Source organism: Paenibacillus sp. FSL K6-0108, from assembly GCF_045040695.1.
Classification (GTDB): domain Bacteria; phylum Bacillota; class Bacilli; order Paenibacillales; family Paenibacillaceae; genus Paenibacillus; species Paenibacillus pabuli_B.
On the sequence record NZ_CP150288.1, the window covers coordinates 7,516,136 to 7,534,403 of the forward strand.

The window sequence follows — 18,268 nt, forward strand, 5'->3', positions numbered from 1 at the left end:
ACTCTTCATCCCTTCTTATCCTCTGATTTTATTTGCATCGCTTCGTAGTGTTTAAACATTTCGAGGCTGACCTCAGCCATTCGATCTATTAGTATTTGCGGCTCAAGTATCTCGAGAGACTTCCCGTACGGAAGAAGAAAGTACGGAACATATGTTTTCAGCGACAGTTCTCCTAGCTTAAACAGAGCTTCGCCGGGCTGCCTGCGTTCGATCAGCGCATGACCAAACAGCCAATGCTTGCATAGCTCGTTAAGCGCGTGTTCGTGTCCCTGAAGCCTTACGATGACTAGCGTCTCGGCTTCGAGCGAATCCGGAAGTAAAGAATGCAAGAGGAAATCCCTCGCGGAAAAGGCAGCTGGACGTTCGAAGCGGGTATCCGCCGCCTCCAAACGGACGATGCGATCCACTCGGAAGCTTCGGATCTCTTGCCGCAACCGGCAAAACCCTGCAACGTACCATATCCCTTTCCAATGCACGATGCCGTAGGGGTCGAGGACTCGATGGCTTGGAGTAAGCTGCGGTCCTTTGGCATAGTCCATGTTCAGCGACTCTCCTCGGGCTACGGCTTCCTCTAACCGTCTGAGCAATTCAAGTTCTCTCGCGTCCGTGGGTGTCTGGATGACGGCAAGCCCGCTGCTATGTCTATTAATCCACTCAAGTTGCTCTTCATTCGTGTATCGCTTCAGCTTATCGACCGCTCGAGAAAGCGCATCCGTGAACGGATAACCCGCTTCCCGTGCGAAGACGGATGCATGTACGAGCGCCTTCTGCTCTTCGGAATCGAAGAGCAGCGGAGAATCGACAAATTCACCGAGAAGTCGGTAACCGCCGTTCGGACCGGAATCGGCAATAATCGGGGCTCCGCTCGCGCACAGTGAGTCAATGCATCGGTATACGGTGCGAACATGAATCTCCAAATCGTCCGCAAGCTGTTGCGCCGTCACCCGCTTTCCCGAACGAAGCAACCATAGTATGGACAGCATATTATCCGCTTTTGACAAACCGTTCTTCACTCCCTAGACCGTTATCTTGAAAAGCATATAGCCTATCGCTTCTATTTATTTCATTGTAAAGAAACTTAGATTAAAGGCGCTATCCCTTTCTCGACCCAAGCATCGTAAGTCGGACCGTAAACATTAGGCGTTCGAAGTCCGGCCTGGCGCATGAGAACGGTCATCTGTCCGCGATGATGCGCTTGGTGCATGATCGTATAACGAAGGGAACTTCCGTTCAGCCAAGCTTCCTCGTGAATCATGACCGACTCGCGCAAAGATTCGTCATTCCACTGCGTTCGAACCGCGTTTAGCAAATTCTTGCTGATCTGCCGATACTCCGAAGCTATAAATGCAGCAGAATCCGGAGCTTCTTCGCCTCTGGAGGGAGCTTCGAACGTGAGTCCCAAAGTTGTCATGAAGTGCAGCGATCGAACCAGATGCCAAGCGATTTGTCCAAGCATTCGTCGGCCTTCGATAACCTCCTGTCCAAGAGAATCATCCGTAAGTGCATCCAGTACGGTAGCAGTTAATTCCGCCTCACTAGTCCATTCCGCAGCAAAGTCTTCAATTTTTGTAAACATTTTTTGTTCCTCCAGTCCATTATTGACTAACACTCGACAAGCATACAAAAAAAACACTGACAGTTACGGTCAGTGTTTTTGACTCAACCTGAATAAATTTTTGAAGTAACTGATATACAACAGTTTGCCGTGTCCATATCCGTCTCTACTATCCTCGCTAATAACTTACCGTTATTTATGATACGGTTCATCGTAACATCTATAGAGCGAATCAAGAGAATTGCCAAAAGCCTGCTACAGGGTGTTGGATCTCGGTCGCTCCTATTATGGCGAAGATATAAAGCGATCCAAAACCAAAAGGATAGTTGTAATCATGTTGAACCAACGTTTCGGGGTAACCATCTTCATCTACCTGGAATAAGAAGGAAAATGACTCCTCCCTAAGTTTCGTAAAATAATAGTCTTCATTTTGAATAAGTCTCGGGTTTCCACCTACTTTGATCAAAAATGACTGGTCTATCGATTTCTTGTCATTGCTTAGTGCCCCATCTGAAATGATGTGTTTTATAAGGCCTGGATTAGTAAACATCTCTTTAGTGCTTTCAGTTGAAATGGGATGCTCAATCACCTTAATCGAGCAATTAGGATACATATTGTTCACCAAATACTCCTCATAGTCTTCAGGGATGAAGATCGAAATCATGCTCTCCGGTTTAAAGGGATGGACAAGGGTCAAGTAAAAAACATATTTCTGGTTACCTTCATGGATGAGGTCATCTTGATCATCAAAAAAGTCAGGTGCATTTCCACCGATCCAGCCTGCCCCATGATCTTTCGATAGGTCAGATTCGGCATAATAAAGTATACTGTCTGTCCGCTCAACTAAAACTTTTGTTTTATTGTCCAAAGGCATTCTACAACTCTCCTCCAAGAAACTTAATGAGGTACCTTTAGGCCGCGCAAGGAAATCTTCCACGTTTCCACATCATATTTAAGCCACAATTATCCTATTTAAAAAATCTATTGATTCATATTCCTCAGTAACTATCTCTGTAGATCCTATATTACTTATTCTCTTCTTCTTGTAAGATGGCTGCCCTTGCCTATTAAACAGGAAATCTCAATATCATCAATGTCCACCATCTTATCTTTCTCTGCATCATAGTACTCTCCAAATCAAAATAACGACTCATTTTTCCTATCCAATAAATAAGGGATAATCTTTTTCACAAAATTCTGTAACACTTTTAAACATGCTCTCTGGTGTTATCCCCGATTCATCGATAACCAGCAATTCTTTTGTGTTCATTACGAGCAGGGTTGCGATTTAAATGATCAGTTGAAAAGAGGTACCCTTGCGATACACTTTATAAATTGGAACTTCTATGTTGTCGATGAAATCTCCATCCGTAATACTCAAGCTAAACCTTACCGTCATCTATATTCTCCTTTCAACATGAATGCTATGTTTAGATACAAATTTCTAAGTATTTATTATAATCCTTTTTGGCACCTAGAGTCTGCGGCTTTTCAACGTAGCCCCAGAAAGCGATGCCAAGCGCAGCATAGACAAGCGGAAGGATGATATGAAATCCGTAATCGCCGTTTCGTCTTACTTATGATACGTTTCAGCTTAACGGGGCTATCGGCGAAAAATAAGAAAGGAACTGCTGCTGCTCGGTGATCTGCTGGTTCCGTTCAACCATCGTACCTATTAGTTGCTCACGCCATATTGAAATGTATGTCGACTTAAAGGTATTTACAGCAGACAACCTTATAGTGGTAAAATATAGATATGAACTATTGGGGGTGAAGTTATGTATGGCTGAGTACAAAGATAACAGGAAGTTGAACTTTCTACTACGGCACCTAGGATATCATAACACCTACAAAAAAACGTTCAATAACGAGGAAAAAAAAGGGGAGAAACTCCTCCATTTTATAGTTGAGCGTCCCGGCCGAGTCGCGGGGAATCCCCCTCCGCCGCTCAGGGTACGAGTATCTTCCTCGGGAGGGCGATGTCGATGAGGGATGCTGTGGAGGGTCAGCAAAAGCACGGGCAGCAAGAGCACATTGTGATGCTGCCATTGTTCTCCACCACGGACAGGAACGGACGGATGACTACGCTTCAGCCGGGACGTCGCATAGGACGAGTGGCTCCACTGCTGCCGTGGTTACTCGCATCCGCTATACTGTGGGCACTAACAGGCTCCGTGCCGTTCGGTGCCCTGCTCGGCCTAGCACCGACACCAGCGATCAGCATATTCCTCGGTCATCCGGTCACTGTGAGCGTCGCCGTGGTGCTGCTCTTCATCTCGATCGGTGCGACAAGCGGAGTGTACTCAAGTACGGTCGAGCAGTTTGGACAGACCAGGATAGCTGGTCTGTTCGGGACGCTAGGAGTCACAGGAGGACTCACCGTAATCGCGGGAGCCCTCCTGCTCTGGACGCTAACAAGCAATCCATCGCGAACTTTCGATCTCGAGGCAATAGCGACGTCGCCGACGATCCCGAAAGAGCTCGGCGCCGTTGTCGGAGCTACCTTCGCCCTCTGGGCCGCTATCACACTCCTGCGGTTGCCCGGCTCTATCACCCACGCCCGGCGGCGCCAGGCGAACATCGAGCGACTCCGCGTGGAGGGTACGTCATGCACCGGGACGTTGACCGCCGTGAATTTTACTAACAGTTGGCACTTTAATTTTCCGATGTTCACGGTTGAGGTAAATTATATCGTTGACGGTGCTCCTCGTGTCGTCTCAGCACACATGCGAACCAGCACCGACCGCGTTCCCGTCGTCGGGTCGCGAATGATCGTGCTGACCGACGAACGCGGAACCACTCACGTGGAGCTGGACCTGGCGAGCGGAGCCGCATTTGATCCGGACGTGGGCAAGTACACCCCGTCGGACGGTTGATTTTACGGCCCTGATGGTAAGATGGTTATAAGGAATCAAGGCAACACGGAGCTAAAGCTTCGCTCAACCATTTTTAACGCAGGACAAATTGGCGCTCGCTCGGTATTCCTATGCGCAGTAAGTAGCAAGAGAGGCCTTGGAGGATCATCCGTCTCACAACATCGAAAATATCTGGTTATCATAAAGAACTAAAAAGCATCTGAAACTAAAGGTCTCATAGGATCCCATTAAGGCTATTTTTCGCAAATCATTTATGGTACGGTTCACCCCGATTGATCTTCACCGCGCGATAAATCTGCTCTACCAGCACCAGCCGCATAAGCTGGTGCGGCAGAGTCATGCGCCCGAAGCTCAAGCGCTGCTTCGCGCGGCGCAGCACCTCATCGGAGAGCCCGTGGCTTCCTCCGATGACAAACACGACATGGCTCGTCCCATACGTGCCGAGCTTGTCGATCTCTGTTGCCAGCTCCTCGGAACTCCAGAGCTGGCCATCCAACGCGAGCGCAACGACATGCGCCTCGCTCTTCACATGCGCGAGGATGCGTTCACCCTCGCGCTCCTTCACCGCCCGCACCTCGGCTTCGCTCAGGGTGTCGGGCGCCTTTTCGTCTGCGACCTCGATCATCTGAAACTTGATGTACGGGGCGAGCCGCTTGGCATATTCCTGGATGCCCAGCGTCAAATATTTTTCCTTCAATTTGCCTACGCCAATAATCTGAATCAACATGAAAATTTATTCCTCCTAATTGTCTTGCAAAATAATCTATAAGCAAGATGCTTCAACGCATCGTTCATCCCAACGTATTATACCTATACTACACATTTCTCCAAATTCTAACGAACCCCACACACCTTATTCAGCCCCATTTCGGCTCATTTAAAATCTAACGAATCTGAAACACGCTATCACAGTCAAAACGAGCGTTTCCCACCTCTTTCGAGGCCTTTTCAGTAATATAACGTGTCTACGATTCGTTAAATTTCAACTAGACGGTATTTGCGCCAAATAAGAAGTATCAGGTTCATTAGAGCTACTAGGCTCGTCCACATCCACGTCCCTACCCACATCAATGTTACCCAACGTCACTTTTCTCCCATGCCTAGGCTTCGATTACCTGCACCTTGCACCGTTGCTACAATCTAGCTCGCTCCCATCTCGGAACTTGGCACCTACCTAACTTTAACTCCTACTCTCGCCTAATTCCACATTAGCCCCTACGATCCAAGCCCAACTCCACGCTGTCTAACAACCACACCAATCCCCAACAAATGCAAAGAAGAGCGTTCATCACGCTCTCCTTTGCTTCTTGCTGTGATGTTCATACCGGATGGAAGCCTGCCAGAAGCACCGATCTAATCGCGCTTCCAGCCGTCAATTCCTACAGTACGCTAAACGACGAGAAACTCCGCGTGCTGTTCGCACTCGGCGCACTTCGCAGGCGGGTCCCAATCGGCAAATTCCGTCTCCTTCAGATCAACAATATCCGGAGCGTCCTCATACTCATCAACAAACATGTCGATGGCGATGTCCACGTGTTCTTTGCATACAACGTACATCCGTTCAAGCATCCTTTCTGTATCCAGCTATGCTCCCGATTCACAACCGCTTATCCATACAGGATAGCCACTTCTCTGTTCTATCACACCTGCCGCGGAAAAGAAACCCCTAGCCCCCATTTATCGTGTCCAACTTCCACCATTCTTCTCATTTCGGCAAAAACAACACCAAAAAGGCGTCACTTCTCGACGCCCCTGGCATCCCAAAGTAACACTTCTCTAGTTTCCATAATCTATTCCGATCATTCACAACTAATCAACTTACCGCACATCTGGAATTCACCCGTTCGAATCCATCCTATTTTAATCCATCTTCAACGGATATCCATCATCATTCTTACTCCAGCCCCGACTGCGCCTTCGTCAGCAGCTTGCCGCCTTGGAATGCGATTACTGCATTGGCTCCCGAACCCCCGGTGCCCTTATAGTTGTAGACCACCATATTTTCTGCTTCGCTCAGCGCTTCACCTTCGCCGCCAAGGATCTCGATGACATCTTCTACCGACATGCCAACTTCAAGCTTCTCGTATTGGGCAAATGTAATCAGAATTCCGTCACCTTTCCCGGCCGATCCATTGTTGCCCGAGGCTGCAGAAGTTGGACTACCAGTCTCATATGCCGCGATCACAGTCGTACTCAGCTCACTCAACTTGGTCTCAAGCTCTGCGATCTTTTGTTCCTGCTCAATACTCTTGGCTCCCTGTTCCACCAGTTTCTTCTCCAGGCCAGCAATCTTCTCCTGCAAAGCACTTGTATCAACAGATGCTCCTAGTGTAGCTACCTCAGATCCACAGGCAGACAGCACAAACAGCGACAGTGCTACACTCGTTCCCCCAAGCATTTTTTTCCTCAATCCTTTCATTAAAAATACCCCTCCCATTCTGAAATAAAAAATCAGATCGACAAACGGATGTTATTTGCATCAGCGACCGTCCGAACATATTGACAACAGTTTACCACAGCCCAAGTCTTATGTATCTGCTCCTTTGGCTCCGGGTCTAACTGATCATGGAAACATAAAAATGGTTAATACACTCATTTACTGTCGAATGAATACGTCCACCCATAGTCGATCAGTGGTAAGTGCCAGTTCATTGCCTCTTATTCCGAGCCACTCCACCTTATATAAACAAACATTACATATAATACTGAACCAACAACTAAAAAAGAGTGGTCAGTTGATCTGATCACTCTTCTAGCATTGCCATTTCAAGCCACGTAACCGTATACGCTCCGTTAAACCTGCCTTACTCCGGTTTGTCTGTCAGCTTCACCGACACCTTCTCGGCGTTGCCGTCCCGGTAAAAGGTGATTTCAATCGTATCGCCGATCTTCTTCTTATCGTACAGATATTTCCGCAGATCAAGCGTAGAGGTAATTTTTTGCCCATCAAATTCCGTAATGACATCATTCAGCTTCATGCCCGCTTCGGATGCCGGACCAGACGCCTCCAGCACAACCACACCGCTGTCCACGTGGGATGGCAGCTTCAGGTCTTTACGCTGCTCGTCATCCAGTGGGGCATACGGATTGCTCAGATCAACAGTATATACACCCAGATATGGACGAGACACTTTGCCGTTCAGCAGCAGGGAATCGACCGTTTTCATCACTTCGTTCATCGGAATCGCAAAGCCCAGACCTTCAACGCCTGTATCCGAGATTTTCATCGTGTTGATGCCGACCAATTTGCCGTTCAGATCAGCCAGCGCACCGCCGCTGTTGCCTTCGTTAATCGCCGCATCCGTCTGGATCACGTTTTGTTCCCAGTCGTACACACCATCCTGATTAATGGACACTGGAAGTATGCGATCTGTATAACTGACAATGCCTGACGTCAGCGTGCCGCCCAGACCGAGTGGATTCCCGATCGCCAGCACCGTTTGGCCGCGCTGGAGTTTACTGGAATCGCCAAGCTCTGCGGCTGGACCGATGCCCTTCTCATCCTGCACGGACAATACCGCAATGTCACTGACCCGGTCTTTGCCCACCAGCTTCGCCTTATGCGTTTCACCGTCCACCGTAACAATCTCCAGATCACTCGCACCTTCCACGACGTGATGATTGGTCATGATGTAGGCTTTGCCATCTTCCTTCTTGAAAATGACCCCTGACCCCAGCGCGGAATCTTCCATCGACAGGCTGCTGCCCGTTTTATGATTCACAATGCTCACCACGGAAGGGCGAACCTTCGCCGCTGCCTGAATAATGCGGTCATACGGATCAGCCGCCTGCGCTGTCGGTGTACCGCCTCCGCCGTTCCCTGCAGCGTTCGCCAGAGGTAATGCGGCGGGCTGCACGATAAAGCTGAACAGCGTGACGGTCACGATGGAGCTAATTACTGAACTGATCACCGCTACCTTGACCGTGGAGCTAAAGCCCGAGCGTGACTTGCGTGGATTCTGCCAGCGGTCCCGTCCCCTGCCCCTGCCTCCAGGGCGAATGATCTGAAGTTTACCTTTCTGTTCAGGTTCGGCGCGTCTTGATACTTTGGTTGAATAAAAATCGTCTCCAAACAATCCCATCGTGATCCTCTCCCCTTCGTTGTCACGCATCAAGACCTGACTGCCGCCTAATTGTTTTCGCATGGCCAACGACTTTGTCCTTACGTTACCCCACTCCGGCCACAGCCGAGCTTCCGATCGCTGTTATCCCCGGATTTCCTCGATCCCTTTTCACAGGGTGAAATCCGGTGATAGCGTATCCTTCCGAAGCAGCTTTCTTTCAGAAAGCTTTCAAGCGAACGCTTCGCTTCTCCAGCTTCGTTCCTGTGTCCTCCGTTACGCGTGTACCGTAAATACCAACTCATTCTTCCATGCTTTCTTGCATGTTATAAAAAATCGTTTTTCATATCGCTGCCATCCCCGCTAACTCGGAATGAAGCGTCTATGTACAACAGAACGGGCATCCCATTCTGCCTGTGACTCTATCAGAAATGCTCTCGCATTCTACGACATGCCTTTTTGCACACAAATCAGCCTCTACTATAAAGCTCCCTATATACTAAACACGCCAAATCTTAAAAAGTTGCATAATTACGAAGATTAACGGAAATTTCCGCTATAACGTGCTTAACCAAAAAAGGTCTATAGTATCTATCACCACAAAATCCGGTTCGCTAAGCGCAATTTTCCCTATTCCCGCGAACTTTTCCGTCTTTTTATAACAAAAAGCAGCCCCTGGTTCAGCATACACTTCCCTTACGTGTAATTATAGCGGCAAAAAGAGGAATGTTTTCCACCCAGCCTGACTACAATAATAGTAAAAGACAATTCGAAGCTTCATAGAAGGAGGATTCACATGATGGATCGCACGCGTACACTTACGGCCATGGATGAAGTCCATATGGCGGCCAAGCTGGCCGATCTCAAGGAAGAGCATTACCGCAACACTCTTGCCCTAAGCACCATAATTGAACTGCTCGTCGACAAAGGCATTCTGACCCGCGAAGAAGTGGAGCGTAAAGCCGCCGAACTCGACAGCTTTATGGCTCACCCACCCTATCCCATGGCGTAGGCCGATCATAATACGTATCACAGAGCTTGAACTCATGATCCCGATAAAAACATCCACGGCTCTCCATCGCATCACGCACGCTCATTTTGGCCAAATCCATCATATTATGATCCCGGCTTAAATGTGCCAGATACGTGCGCTTGATGCGTCCGTTCATCAGTTCACTGAGCGCAGCTCCCGCCGCTTCGTTCGACAAATGCCCAATGTCGCTCAGAATGCGGCGCTTGGTGTTCCATGGATACCGTCCCATACGCAGCAATTCGACATCATGGTTCGCCTCCAGCACAAGTACATCCGAATCCGAGATTGCATCGCGAACCTTGTCGCTCATATATCCGAGATCCGTCGCCACGGACAACTTCTCACTGCCATCATCGAATGTGTACCCTACCGGTTCCGCCGCATCATGGGAGATCCCGAAGGATTCCACACGCAGGGAGCCAAAATCATGCTTTTCACCGGTCTCAAATACCCTCCGGTTCTCCTCTGGAATCGCCCCAACGGACTTCTCCAGTGCCGCCCACGTACTCGTATTTGCATAGATTGGTAAATTATATTTCCGAGACATCGCGCCTAGTCCTTTAATGTGATCGGAATGTTCATGTGTCACCAGAATCCCGTCCAGTTCCGTTCCCGAAATCTCCCGTTCCAGGAACAATGCCTCCAGCCGCTTCGCACTAAGACCCGCATCGATCATGAGGGACGTGCCCCCATGCTGTATAACCGTGGCATTCCCTGTCGAACCGCTGGATAACACGGTAAAATATATCCCCATAACGCATTACTCCCCTGGTTTGTCTGTCTTGGGACTGAATACATCCCCGCTGATGCCCTGCACGTACAACACTTCGCCACTTTCCAGCACGAACCGCCATGCCGGCATCGCCACCTGCATATCTGAATTGAACAACTGGCCATAATAGCCCAACTGAATATCTTTGACAATCGCATCATTGGGCAAAAAGTTCTCGATCAGCGTACCCAGCGCCTTCGACGCCGGAAGCACCTGCTGATCGCTCTCCTCCGCTGTCGTAATCCGCACCGGAGTCTGACGGTACCCCGTAATTTTCTGGTCGCTGTAGAATAGCTCCAGACTAACATTGAAGAGCGGCCATTTGCCATCCACCAACGGGTGAAGCACAAAAGCCCCATCCTCTGCCATCAACTGATCCAACCGATACGTACCGATCTGGGGAATCTCGTCCTGCAGTGCATCCTCCAGCTCGCTTTGCGAGAAGATCAACTTGCTGTCCACATGCTTTTCCAGTTCAACCTCAATACCTGCCTTGTTATCTTCGATGAACTCATACGAAAGCTTCGGCAGCTTTGGCGTTTCATTCGGAATAGGAGCCAGCACCTGAATGCCCTTCTCCTCCATCGCCTGCTGTGTATTATCCGCCAGCGAGGTGAAGTCCAGATTGGCTCCGGCCGTCTCCCGCGCATCCATCCAGATCTGGTAACCCAGCACCAGATTGAGCAGCAGGAAGGCATAGATCAATACATTTTTCGCCCGTCCCCAATCCAAAACATTCACCTCCTTCATTTGATAAATACGACTACTATCACACTTACCACTCCGTGGTCAGAACAACCTTCCGATCGCTGTTATCCCCAGATTTCTTGATTCCCTTTTCCTAAGGGAGAAATCCGGAGATAAAGGCGAGCGCTTCGCTTCTTCAGGTTTTTCCTGCCCCCTCCGTTAACGTGTGATCTTAAACCTCGTCCGGATATCAAATGACTTCATATTTTACAACCCATCAAGAAACGGTGGTTTCCTCACCGTCTCCGAAGCGAATGACCCATACCGGAATCAGCTTCAGCCCGTCCTCAATGCTGGATGGACGGTACGCCGGATACACGTCTACGACCTTGCGGTTGGTACCCGCCACCTTCTGGATGAGCGCCTTCAGCTTGTCCCCACCGGGCAGGGTGACCGATTTCTTCGTCTCCGCGCCTTCGTTCAGATATTCGAGCGAACGTTCATAGCTGGACACTGTCTCCTGCTGCATTTCCATGCTGATCGTTCCGAACCGGAACTGCATCGAGTCCATAATCGGAAAGCTGCTGTAATATTGCTGGAACTGAAGCTTCGTCTTTGTATCGGTAGTATCCAGCATCATGCGTGATCGACCTTTCCAGCCGCCATGCTGATTGACAAAATCAACTGCGGACAGCGCGTCCTTCGCTGCATCAATCTGTCCCGCTGGCGGTGCCGCCGGATCGGTGTAGCTAATCCAGCGCTGCTCTTGCTTCACTTGCAGACTTCGTTTGCTGTCCGTATAGATTTCCGATCCATCCTTTTCCCGGATGTTTCGGGTCATGCTTGGATCAAAGAACAGGCTGCGCTGCATTTGCTCGACAGTGAACTGGCCTGTGGGCACATCAGCCTCGATCGTCTCCAGTTCTTCTGCCGGGATATAATATCCACCGTCCATCAGCATATAAGGTGTCCAGCTGCTGCCGAAGTCGACATGCTGCTGCACATCCTGTACCGTCAGATCCGCCTGCGTTGCCTCGTAGACCACATCACCTTTGGCGCTGAAGAATAGCGCGTGTGCCTTGGTTTCATTTTTGGCCGTATAGATCGAGATCCGATTAATCGTCTCCCCCTGAAAGAGAGAGTCTGTCCCTAGTCGCATCACGCGCTGTAATAACGCAACAGGTATGCCTTCCTTGAACGACAGCTCAAAGCCGGGGTTCTCCTTACGAATCTGATCCCAGTTGACAGACTGCACGCTCCGACGCTGAAAATCATCAAACGTACGGCCCTGCAACCGTGAATAGATCAGCTGATAGAACGTATTGCCCGGATAAAATACCGTATGTTTGTCCGCTCCCAGATGAATAACCATCTGATCAGGAAAAATTAAATCTTCAATATTACGCTCCTGGCCCATATTCTCGGTCTTTACATAGTTCGTCTCTGAAGTCACGATCGAGTCGCCCCCACCGGGCAAACGATAGATCAGGAAGTAGCTTTGTACCAAACTGGCAACGACGAGGGAAGCAAGCACCAAAGATTTAATCCGCTCTTTCAAGGTGCTCACCTCCTTCCTCACGCATCGGAAGCGTGAACGTTACCGTCGTCCCCACGTCCACCTCGGACTCCAGTGAGATATGACCATCATGAGCCTTCACAATTTCCCGGGCAATGGACAATCCAAGCCCTGTACCGCCCATGCTGCGGGAACGGGCCTTGTCTACGCGGTAAAATCGTTCAAAAATGCGATCCAGATCCCGCTGTGGAATCCCCATGCCCGTATCGGTCACCGATATAGCAAGAGTATGATCATCATTGCGCCTGGCTGCAATAGTAATTGTGCCGCCTTCGAGCGTGTATTTCAGAGCATTGGACACAACATTATCAAGCACCTGGTCGATTTGATCGCGATCCAGCGGAACCGCTGGAATCCCGTTCTCTACAGAAAGCACAGGTTGAATATCCTTCTGATGCATCTGGAACGAAAAACGGTCGGACACTTCTTCCAACATCTCCATGATGTCGGTGGGCTGTTTGCGCAGCATCGCTTCCTTGGAATCGAGCCTGGACAGATGCAGCAAATCCGTAACTAAGCGAATCATGCGCTCTGTCTCATTCTGGATTACTCCAACGAATCGTCCAGCAAGCTGCGGATCTTCAAGAGCACCATCATCCAGCGCTTCTGCGTAGCTCTTAATGGTAGTCAGCGGTGTACGCAGCTCATGAGAGACATTTGCCACGAATTCACGCCGTGACGCTTCCAGTTCTTCCTGCTCCGTAACGTCCTGAAGCACAGCGATCGTACCTGTAATGCCCAGCTCACGACGATGAACCGGTGTAAATGTCATGCGGATGACAACGGGATCTTCTTGTCCCGCAGGCGCAATCTGGAGCAGTGTCGAACCTGTAAAGCCACTGGCTAACGCTTCTGCATCTTCCGGATCGATGCCCAGCAATACGGCAAAGTGCCTTCCTTCAATGTCCGCCGGACGCATGCCCAGAATGCTGCTGGCACGGCGGTTCACCAGAATGACTTTGCCATATTCGTCTGTTGCGACCACGCCATCGCTCATATTGGTGAGAATGGACGTGAGCTTCTCCTTCTCCTCTTCATTCTGGGAGAGTGCATCCCGCAATCTGCTAGTCATATAGTTGAACGCCCGACTGAGCTGTCCAATCTCATCCGTTCCGAATACAGGGGTCTGCTGGTCGAAGTTGCCTTCCGCGACCGCCGTCGCCCTTCGTGTGACTTCCTTGATGGGCTGTGTAATCGTATGTGACAGAATGACACCAAGCACTGCGGTTAATACCAAGGCGATCAAAATGCCAGAGATAAAAATCTTGTTAATGCCCTCCATTGTGGCATATAACTCATTCATTGAAGCGGCGATGTAGACCGCGCCGATAATCTTGCCGCCGGACAGCACCGGCTTGGCAACGACTTTTTTGCGGACATTATCCTCGTCCACGATATATTCCTCATTGTCCCGAATGCCTTGCAGCGCACGGCTGACAACAGTCTGGGTGTTTTTGCGCCCAACATAGTCCGAATGGGAACTTAACGAGGTGGTCAGCACTTTGCCGCTGGCATCCAGCACCTGAATCTCGGCGCCGTTAATGTTAAACAGATTGTTTACCAATTCTCGCAGATTTTCCGTTTTGTCCTCGCCAGCCTCAGCTTCTCCACCAGCCATCGTCTCCCCTACAAGCACAGACAGCATTTCAGCCCGTGCCTGCAAATCCTCCGTGAAGTTGCTGGTCAGCGAGTTCTTCATCGCACTGACAAAATAAACGCCGATCAATTGCATTGCAATCAGAATCAGCAGTACATAGATAATAATCAATTTCGCCTGAATCGTTCGAAAGAACGAAAATCGCGAGAAACGCCCCATTATATCCCCACGCTTTTGGGACTGCGCACGAGATAACCCAGCCCGCGGCGAGTCAGAATCGTTTCCGGTTTGCTCGGGTTCTCCTCAATCTTCTCACGCAGACGACGAATCGTAACATCCACGGTACGCACATCCCCGAAATATTCATATCCCCATACCGCCTGCAGCAGATGTTCACGTGTCATGACCTTGCCAGAATGCTTCGCCATATAATAGAGAAGTTCATACTCACGGTGGGTCAGATCCAGCGGTTCGCCGCCTTTGTAAGCTGTATACATGTCCATATCAAACGCCAGATCAAATAAACGCATGACCTGTTTCTCTTCGTCTTCTGGCGCTTCAGCCGTGATGGCAGGCTTTTGACGTCTGCGCATCTGTGCTTTTACCCGGGCAAGCAGCTCACGCGTACTGAAAGGCTTTGTCACGTAATCATCCGCACCCAGCTCCAGACCGAGCACCTTGTCGATCTCGCCATCCTTTGCGGTCAGCATAATGATTGGCATCTCCAGATGGGCACGCACCTCGCGGCACACATCCATACCATCCTTACCTGGCAGCATCAGGTCCAGCAGCATCAGATCTGGCTTCTCGGATAACGCCAATTCAACCGCACGAATGCCATCAAATGCGCAGATGACCTCGTACCCCTCTTTTTCCAAATTAAACTTCAGAATGTCCGCAATGGGCTGTTCATCGTCCACCACCAAAATCTTCCCCTGCATCGGCTGTCTTCACCCCTATATCTTGCTTGATCCGCCTGAGCGGTCTATCTCTCTTATTCAACTTATATAAATTGTGTTTCCTACGATTTCATTGAATATAGTCTATATCATATGTCGTGTTGCCTATAGTCTATAGTTTAACATACCTGAAGCACCGTCACATCCCGATCAGGGCCAATGTACAGCCCAAACTGAAAAATTTTTACAGCAGCAAAAAACAAGGCCAGCATCAACTGCCAACCTTGCCCCTCGATTGCGATATAACTAGTTCAAGTATGTCAACGGATTTTCCACCGTTCCGTTCTTGATAATCTCGAAATGCAGATGCGTTCCGGTCGAACGGCCCGTGTTACCCATGACGCCGATGCTCTCACCTTTTTCAACGACTTGACCAACCTTAACACCGATGCTGTTCAAGTGCCCATAAAGTGTTTCGTATCCATTACGGTGGTTAATAATAATCACATTGCCATAACCACTCTTCTGTCCTGCAAAAGTAATCACGCCTTCATCAGACGCTTTCACGTCCCTGTTTCCTACAAGATCAACACCTTTGTGCTGGCGACCCCAGCGTTGTCCAAAGCTGCTGCTCATCGTAGCGTTCGATACCGGCCAAGCAAATTCACCTGTACCTTCACCAACCACTTTGGTTCCACTCAGGACCACTTCAGTAACCGCTGCCTTGATGACTTCCTGGCCAAGCCATTCCTCCTGAACGACTTCACCATTTTCTTTCGTTATCCGATACTGCATGCTTTTCAGACCGCTTTGACCTGGACGCACCACTTTGGTTGTGCCTGCTTTGAGCTCAGCACTTTTGCGTACTTCCACCTGCGGTTTAATCTCAATCTGTTCAACCACCTGCTCTACCGATTTAACCGTAACGGCTGGTTTTGGCACCGTCAGTGTAAGCTCGTCTCCGATTTGCAGCGACGTTTCTTTGATGCCCGGGTTATGTTTGCGAATCTCGCTTTGCGTAATTTCGTATTTCGCAGCAATGGAAGAGATCGTATCTCCTTCACGCACCACATAGGTTACAGGCGCGTCTTTACCAACGGTTAAAGCTTTAACCGCCTCGGACACATCCCATATTTTGTTTGGATCAGCCTTCACCACATCTGTCGCCACATCTTCCTTGATGCCTACAGATTTCAGTGTAGTACTCGGCCCCTCGGCTTTCTTCAATGAGTTTGCCGATACCGACTTCGTCTTGAGCGAGCTGCGCACAGCCGATGCCGATATGTATTTGTTCTGCACTTGTTCCAGAATCGCATCAGCTGTTGCCTGATCCTTCACAATGCCGATTACTTCACCATCTACCTTGAGCTCTACACCCTTGGCATAAGCGGTGAGCATGTCTCCGAGCTTGTCCAACGTCTCATCGCTGTTCACTACGGGTTTGTATGCTTTAATGGTTTCGGTCGTGATGCCGTCTGTGTTCAGCACCATTTCCGCATCTGGATATTTATTTTGGAATTCCTCGGTTTTATCTGCAAATAATTTCTGTAATTGCGCCTCATTCGTGATGGTGCCAATCTCTTTTCCTTTGACCATCACTTTATAATATGGGACGGTGTTTGCAGCAACGTATTGTTTGCCTGCGAATCCGATCGATGCAGCGATGAACAAACCGCATGCTGCTGTAATGATCCATTTGCGCGAGGCCAGCACGCGCTTTTTGTTACCACTGAAGTTGGACATGCTCATGTTGTTTTTGTCTTCGGCCGTCCGGTGTTGCCCGGATTGTTCGTGTTCCCGGTTCTTGCCCGGTTGGCGTATGCCTCTGAAACCTTTCATGATTCTCTCCTTTTCAGCACTTCTTAGTTCGCATTTCTGTCAAGACATCACCCATTGTGTCTGTCCCATGCTTGTCGATATTTGTATTCGGGTGTCCGCAAATCAGGACTTTAGCTGTGCTTGTAAAAATGTCAAAATTTTAACCTTTTATCACACCCGTATACTTTAACACAGGTTTTACACTCATTTCAACTGTACACATCATAGCGCAAAGCCGCGCCACGCTTGGTTTTCCTGTATTATCCATAAGATGGCATAACGAAATTCTTCTCCATTACGCCTCTACTTCAGGTATACTATGTACTTTTGATCACCTTTTAAGACTAGGTTCTAAGACCCACCGAAATGTGTTTTACTTTTCATAAAAATACAAACTGAAATCCCTCGCCAGATTATGTCTGGTGAGGGATTCATGAAAGTCATACTATAGGATGCCTCGAGATGGCCGGATTGTATTCTACCATTTTTTTCCTTTCCTTAGCCTGCATAAACAGAGTTTACCCCGCCTGAAGGACCTCCATTAGGTTGTCGTATTCTTCGCTGGTTAAATACTTGGAAATTACCTGCTCAATATCGCGAAGCTCCTGTTCAGTCAGGCCGCCTTCCATGGCGCTTGAGATCTGCTGCATTTCTTTCTGAGGCAGCTTGTTCATCAGCAGACTGAAAATCTTTTCTTTTTCCTCTAACGGCAGCTTGTCCTTCTTACCTGTAATGTCATCCGGTGATACGACAATCTCATCATTACCTGAAGAAGCCGTACCATTGGAATTTGCACCTGTTCCGTTACCTGATTCTGTACCATTTCCAACTGTTGTCCCTGAGTCGTTACCCGCACTTGTGTCGGCGTCTGTCCCTGTGCCAACGCTCCCTCCTGAACCGGACCCTGTAGCAGAGGAATCCGTTCCTGAGCCTGCTACTTGGCCCTCGTCTGATCCCGTATCTCGCTCAGGGTTGTTGCCTGTATTCGCGCCTGTTTCTCCATTCTCTGTTCCATTACCCATGACAGATATTGCATCTTCTGGGACATGTTCCTCTTCTGCTCCTGCCGGCTGATCTGTCGTGCCCGTTCCCGGCTTCTTCTCCTCACCGGACTTACCTCCCAATGCACCCTGAAACATGGCCGTTAACCCCATTGGCTGGCCTTCCCACTGAATATTAAAACTCGCCAGCAGCGATTTTACATATGACTGAACGATTAATCCGGTTGTCAGCAGGGTCAGTGAACTGACCAGCAACACGGTAAGCAATACTTTGATGAACCATTGAAGCAGCTTCATTTCCGTTCTCTCCCTCCGTTTTCCGACCCCATACCTCAATCGATGTTCAGGATCTATGAGTCTACTGTTAACCAGTATTGACGGAAATTCGGGGAT

Annotated in this window: 17 protein-coding genes; 2 read left to right on the plus strand and 15 right to left on the minus strand. The window is 49.2% G+C overall.

Annotated elements, in window-relative coordinates:
* Positions 1–5: 5 nt before the first annotated feature.
* The 3 genes from MHB49_RS33935 to MHB49_RS33945 all read right to left on the minus strand — a co-directional run bounded on the left by MHB49_RS33935 (position 6) and on the right by MHB49_RS33945 (position 2,429).
* Positions 6–1,001: a helix-turn-helix transcriptional regulator gene (locus tag MHB49_RS33935; protein ID WP_405157307.1), complete on the minus strand. Its 996-nt coding sequence runs from the start codon at positions 999–1,001 to the stop codon at positions 6–8.
* Between the two features lie 77 nt (positions 1,002–1,078).
* Positions 1,079–1,576, minus strand: coding sequence for a DinB family protein (locus MHB49_RS33940; protein WP_405154573.1), 498 nt, complete (start codon positions 1,574–1,576; stop codon positions 1,079–1,081).
* Positions 1,577–1,787: 211 nt separating this feature from the next.
* Positions 1,788–2,429: a hypothetical protein gene (locus MHB49_RS33945; protein ID WP_405154574.1), complete on the minus strand. Its 642-nt coding sequence runs from the start codon at positions 2,427–2,429 to the stop codon at positions 1,788–1,790.
* Positions 2,430–3,540: 1,111 nt separating this feature from the next.
* Here MHB49_RS33945 and MHB49_RS33950 point away from each other — a divergent pair.
* On the plus strand, positions 3,541–4,431 hold the full coding sequence (locus MHB49_RS33950; RefSeq protein ID WP_405154575.1) for a hypothetical protein: 891 nt from the start codon (positions 3,541–3,543) through the stop codon (positions 4,429–4,431).
* Between the two features lie 247 nt (positions 4,432–4,678).
* Here the strand turns inward: MHB49_RS33950 and rlmH are convergent, their stop codons facing one another.
* From rlmH to MHB49_RS33975, 5 genes are all read right to left on the minus strand, one after another.
* The gene (gene rlmH, locus MHB49_RS33955; protein WP_076287200.1) at positions 4,679–5,158 is read right to left on the minus strand and encodes a 23S rRNA (pseudouridine(1915)-N(3))-methyltransferase RlmH; all 480 of its coding nucleotides are present in this window, start codon (positions 5,156–5,158) and stop codon (positions 4,679–4,681) included.
* A gap of 662 nt (positions 5,159–5,820) precedes the next feature.
* The gene (locus tag MHB49_RS33960) at positions 5,821–5,988 is read right to left on the minus strand and encodes a CxxH/CxxC protein (RefSeq protein ID WP_017691462.1); all 168 of its coding nucleotides are present in this window, start codon (positions 5,986–5,988) and stop codon (positions 5,821–5,823) included.
* 337 nt (positions 5,989–6,325) lie between these two features.
* Positions 6,326–6,850 carry a hypothetical protein gene (locus MHB49_RS33965; protein ID WP_405154576.1) on the minus strand — a complete coding sequence of 175 codons (525 nt, stop codon included), beginning with the start codon at positions 6,848–6,850 and terminating at the stop codon, positions 6,326–6,328.
* Between the two features lie 385 nt (positions 6,851–7,235).
* Entirely contained in the window at positions 7,236–8,513 is a 1,278-nt protein-coding gene (locus MHB49_RS33970; protein WP_405157308.1) for a S1C family serine protease, read from the minus strand.
* Positions 8,514–8,593: 80 nt separating this feature from the next.
* Positions 8,594–8,797, minus strand: a complete 204-nt coding sequence (locus MHB49_RS33975; protein WP_405154577.1) for a hypothetical protein — start codon at positions 8,795–8,797, stop codon at positions 8,594–8,596.
* Between the two features lie 494 nt (positions 8,798–9,291).
* Between MHB49_RS33975 and MHB49_RS33980 the strand changes: the two genes are divergently transcribed.
* Positions 9,292–9,504 carry a hypothetical protein gene (locus MHB49_RS33980; protein ID WP_090903604.1) on the plus strand — a complete coding sequence of 71 codons (213 nt, stop codon included), beginning with the start codon at positions 9,292–9,294 and terminating at the stop codon, positions 9,502–9,504.
* On the opposite strand, the gene MHB49_RS33985 is transcribed toward MHB49_RS33980, so the two are convergent.
* The 7 genes from MHB49_RS33985 to MHB49_RS34015 all read right to left on the minus strand — a co-directional run bounded on the left by MHB49_RS33985 (position 9,473) and on the right by MHB49_RS34015 (position 18,172).
* The gene (locus MHB49_RS33985) at positions 9,473–10,279 is read right to left on the minus strand and encodes an MBL fold metallo-hydrolase (RefSeq protein WP_405154578.1); all 807 of its coding nucleotides are present in this window, start codon (positions 10,277–10,279) and stop codon (positions 9,473–9,475) included. The two genes, MHB49_RS33980 and MHB49_RS33985, sit on opposite strands and share 32 nt — an antisense overlap.
* 6 nt (positions 10,280–10,285) lie before the next feature.
* Positions 10,286–11,029, minus strand: a complete 744-nt coding sequence (gene yycI / locus MHB49_RS33990; RefSeq protein ID WP_405154579.1) for a two-component system regulatory protein YycI — start codon at positions 11,027–11,029, stop codon at positions 10,286–10,288.
* Between the two features lie 232 nt (positions 11,030–11,261).
* Entirely contained in the window at positions 11,262–12,542 is a 1,281-nt protein-coding gene (locus tag MHB49_RS33995) for a YycH family regulatory protein (RefSeq protein ID WP_405154580.1), read from the minus strand.
* Positions 12,526–14,376, minus strand: coding sequence for a cell wall metabolism sensor histidine kinase WalK (gene walK, locus MHB49_RS34000; RefSeq protein WP_405154581.1), 1,851 nt, complete (start codon positions 14,374–14,376; stop codon positions 12,526–12,528). The genes MHB49_RS33995 and walK overlap by 17 nt, the downstream gene beginning before the upstream one ends.
* Entirely contained in the window at positions 14,376–15,098 is a 723-nt protein-coding gene (gene yycF, locus MHB49_RS34005; RefSeq protein WP_062327757.1) for a response regulator YycF, read from the minus strand. The genes walK and yycF overlap by 1 nt, the downstream gene beginning before the upstream one ends.
* 264 nt (positions 15,099–15,362) lie before the next feature.
* The gene (locus MHB49_RS34010) at positions 15,363–16,895 is read right to left on the minus strand and encodes a peptidoglycan DD-metalloendopeptidase family protein (RefSeq protein ID WP_405154582.1); all 1,533 of its coding nucleotides are present in this window, start codon (positions 16,893–16,895) and stop codon (positions 15,363–15,365) included.
* Positions 16,896–17,392: 497 nt separating this feature from the next.
* Positions 17,393–18,172 (minus strand): hypothetical protein, encoded by a 780-nt coding sequence (locus tag MHB49_RS34015; RefSeq protein ID WP_405154583.1) that lies wholly within the window; start codon positions 18,170–18,172, stop codon positions 17,393–17,395.
* Positions 18,173–18,268: the final 96 nt, after the last annotated feature.

What these genes read in the sequence shown, in the direction of transcription:
- MHB49_RS33940 (WP_405154573.1), bottom strand. Translation starts at nt 1,576, where the DNA reads ATGTTTACAAAAATTGAAGACTTTGCTGCGGAATGGACTAGTGAGGCG.
- MHB49_RS33945 (WP_405154574.1), bottom strand. Translation starts at nt 2,429, where the DNA reads ATGCCTTTGGACAATAAAACAAAAGTTTTAGTTGAGCGGACAGACAGT.
- MHB49_RS33950 (WP_405154575.1), top strand. Translation starts at nt 3,541, where the DNA reads ATGAGGGATGCTGTGGAGGGTCAGCAAAAGCACGGGCAGCAAGAGCAC.
- rlmH (WP_076287200.1), bottom strand. Translation starts at nt 5,158, where the DNA reads ATGTTGATTCAGATTATTGGCGTAGGCAAATTGAAGGAAAAATATTTG.
- MHB49_RS33960 (WP_017691462.1), bottom strand. Translation starts at nt 5,988, where the DNA reads ATGTACGTTGTATGCAAAGAACACGTGGACATCGCCATCGACATGTTT.
- MHB49_RS33965 (WP_405154576.1), bottom strand. Translation starts at nt 6,850, where the DNA reads ATGAAAGGATTGAGGAAAAAAATGCTTGGGGGAACGAGTGTAGCACTG.
- MHB49_RS33970 (WP_405157308.1), bottom strand. Translation starts at nt 8,513, where the DNA reads ATGGGATTGTTTGGAGACGATTTTTATTCAACCAAAGTATCAAGACGC.
- MHB49_RS33975 (WP_405154577.1), bottom strand. Translation starts at nt 8,797, where the DNA reads ATGAGTTGGTATTTACGGTACACGCGTAACGGAGGACACAGGAACGAA.
- MHB49_RS33980 (WP_090903604.1), top strand. Translation starts at nt 9,292, where the DNA reads ATGGATCGCACGCGTACACTTACGGCCATGGATGAAGTCCATATGGCG.
- MHB49_RS33985 (WP_405154578.1), bottom strand. Translation starts at nt 10,279, where the DNA reads ATGGGGATATATTTTACCGTGTTATCCAGCGGTTCGACAGGGAATGCC.
- walK (WP_405154581.1), bottom strand. Translation starts at nt 14,376, where the DNA reads ATGGGGCGTTTCTCGCGATTTTCGTTCTTTCGAACGATTCAGGCGAAA.
- yycF (WP_062327757.1), bottom strand. Translation starts at nt 15,098, where the DNA reads ATGCAGGGGAAGATTTTGGTGGTGGACGATGAACAGCCCATTGCGGAC.
- MHB49_RS34010 (WP_405154582.1), bottom strand. Translation starts at nt 16,895, where the DNA reads ATGAAAGGTTTCAGAGGCATACGCCAACCGGGCAAGAACCGGGAACAC.
- MHB49_RS34015 (WP_405154583.1), bottom strand. Translation starts at nt 18,172, where the DNA reads ATGAAGCTGCTTCAATGGTTCATCAAAGTATTGCTTACCGTGTTGCTG.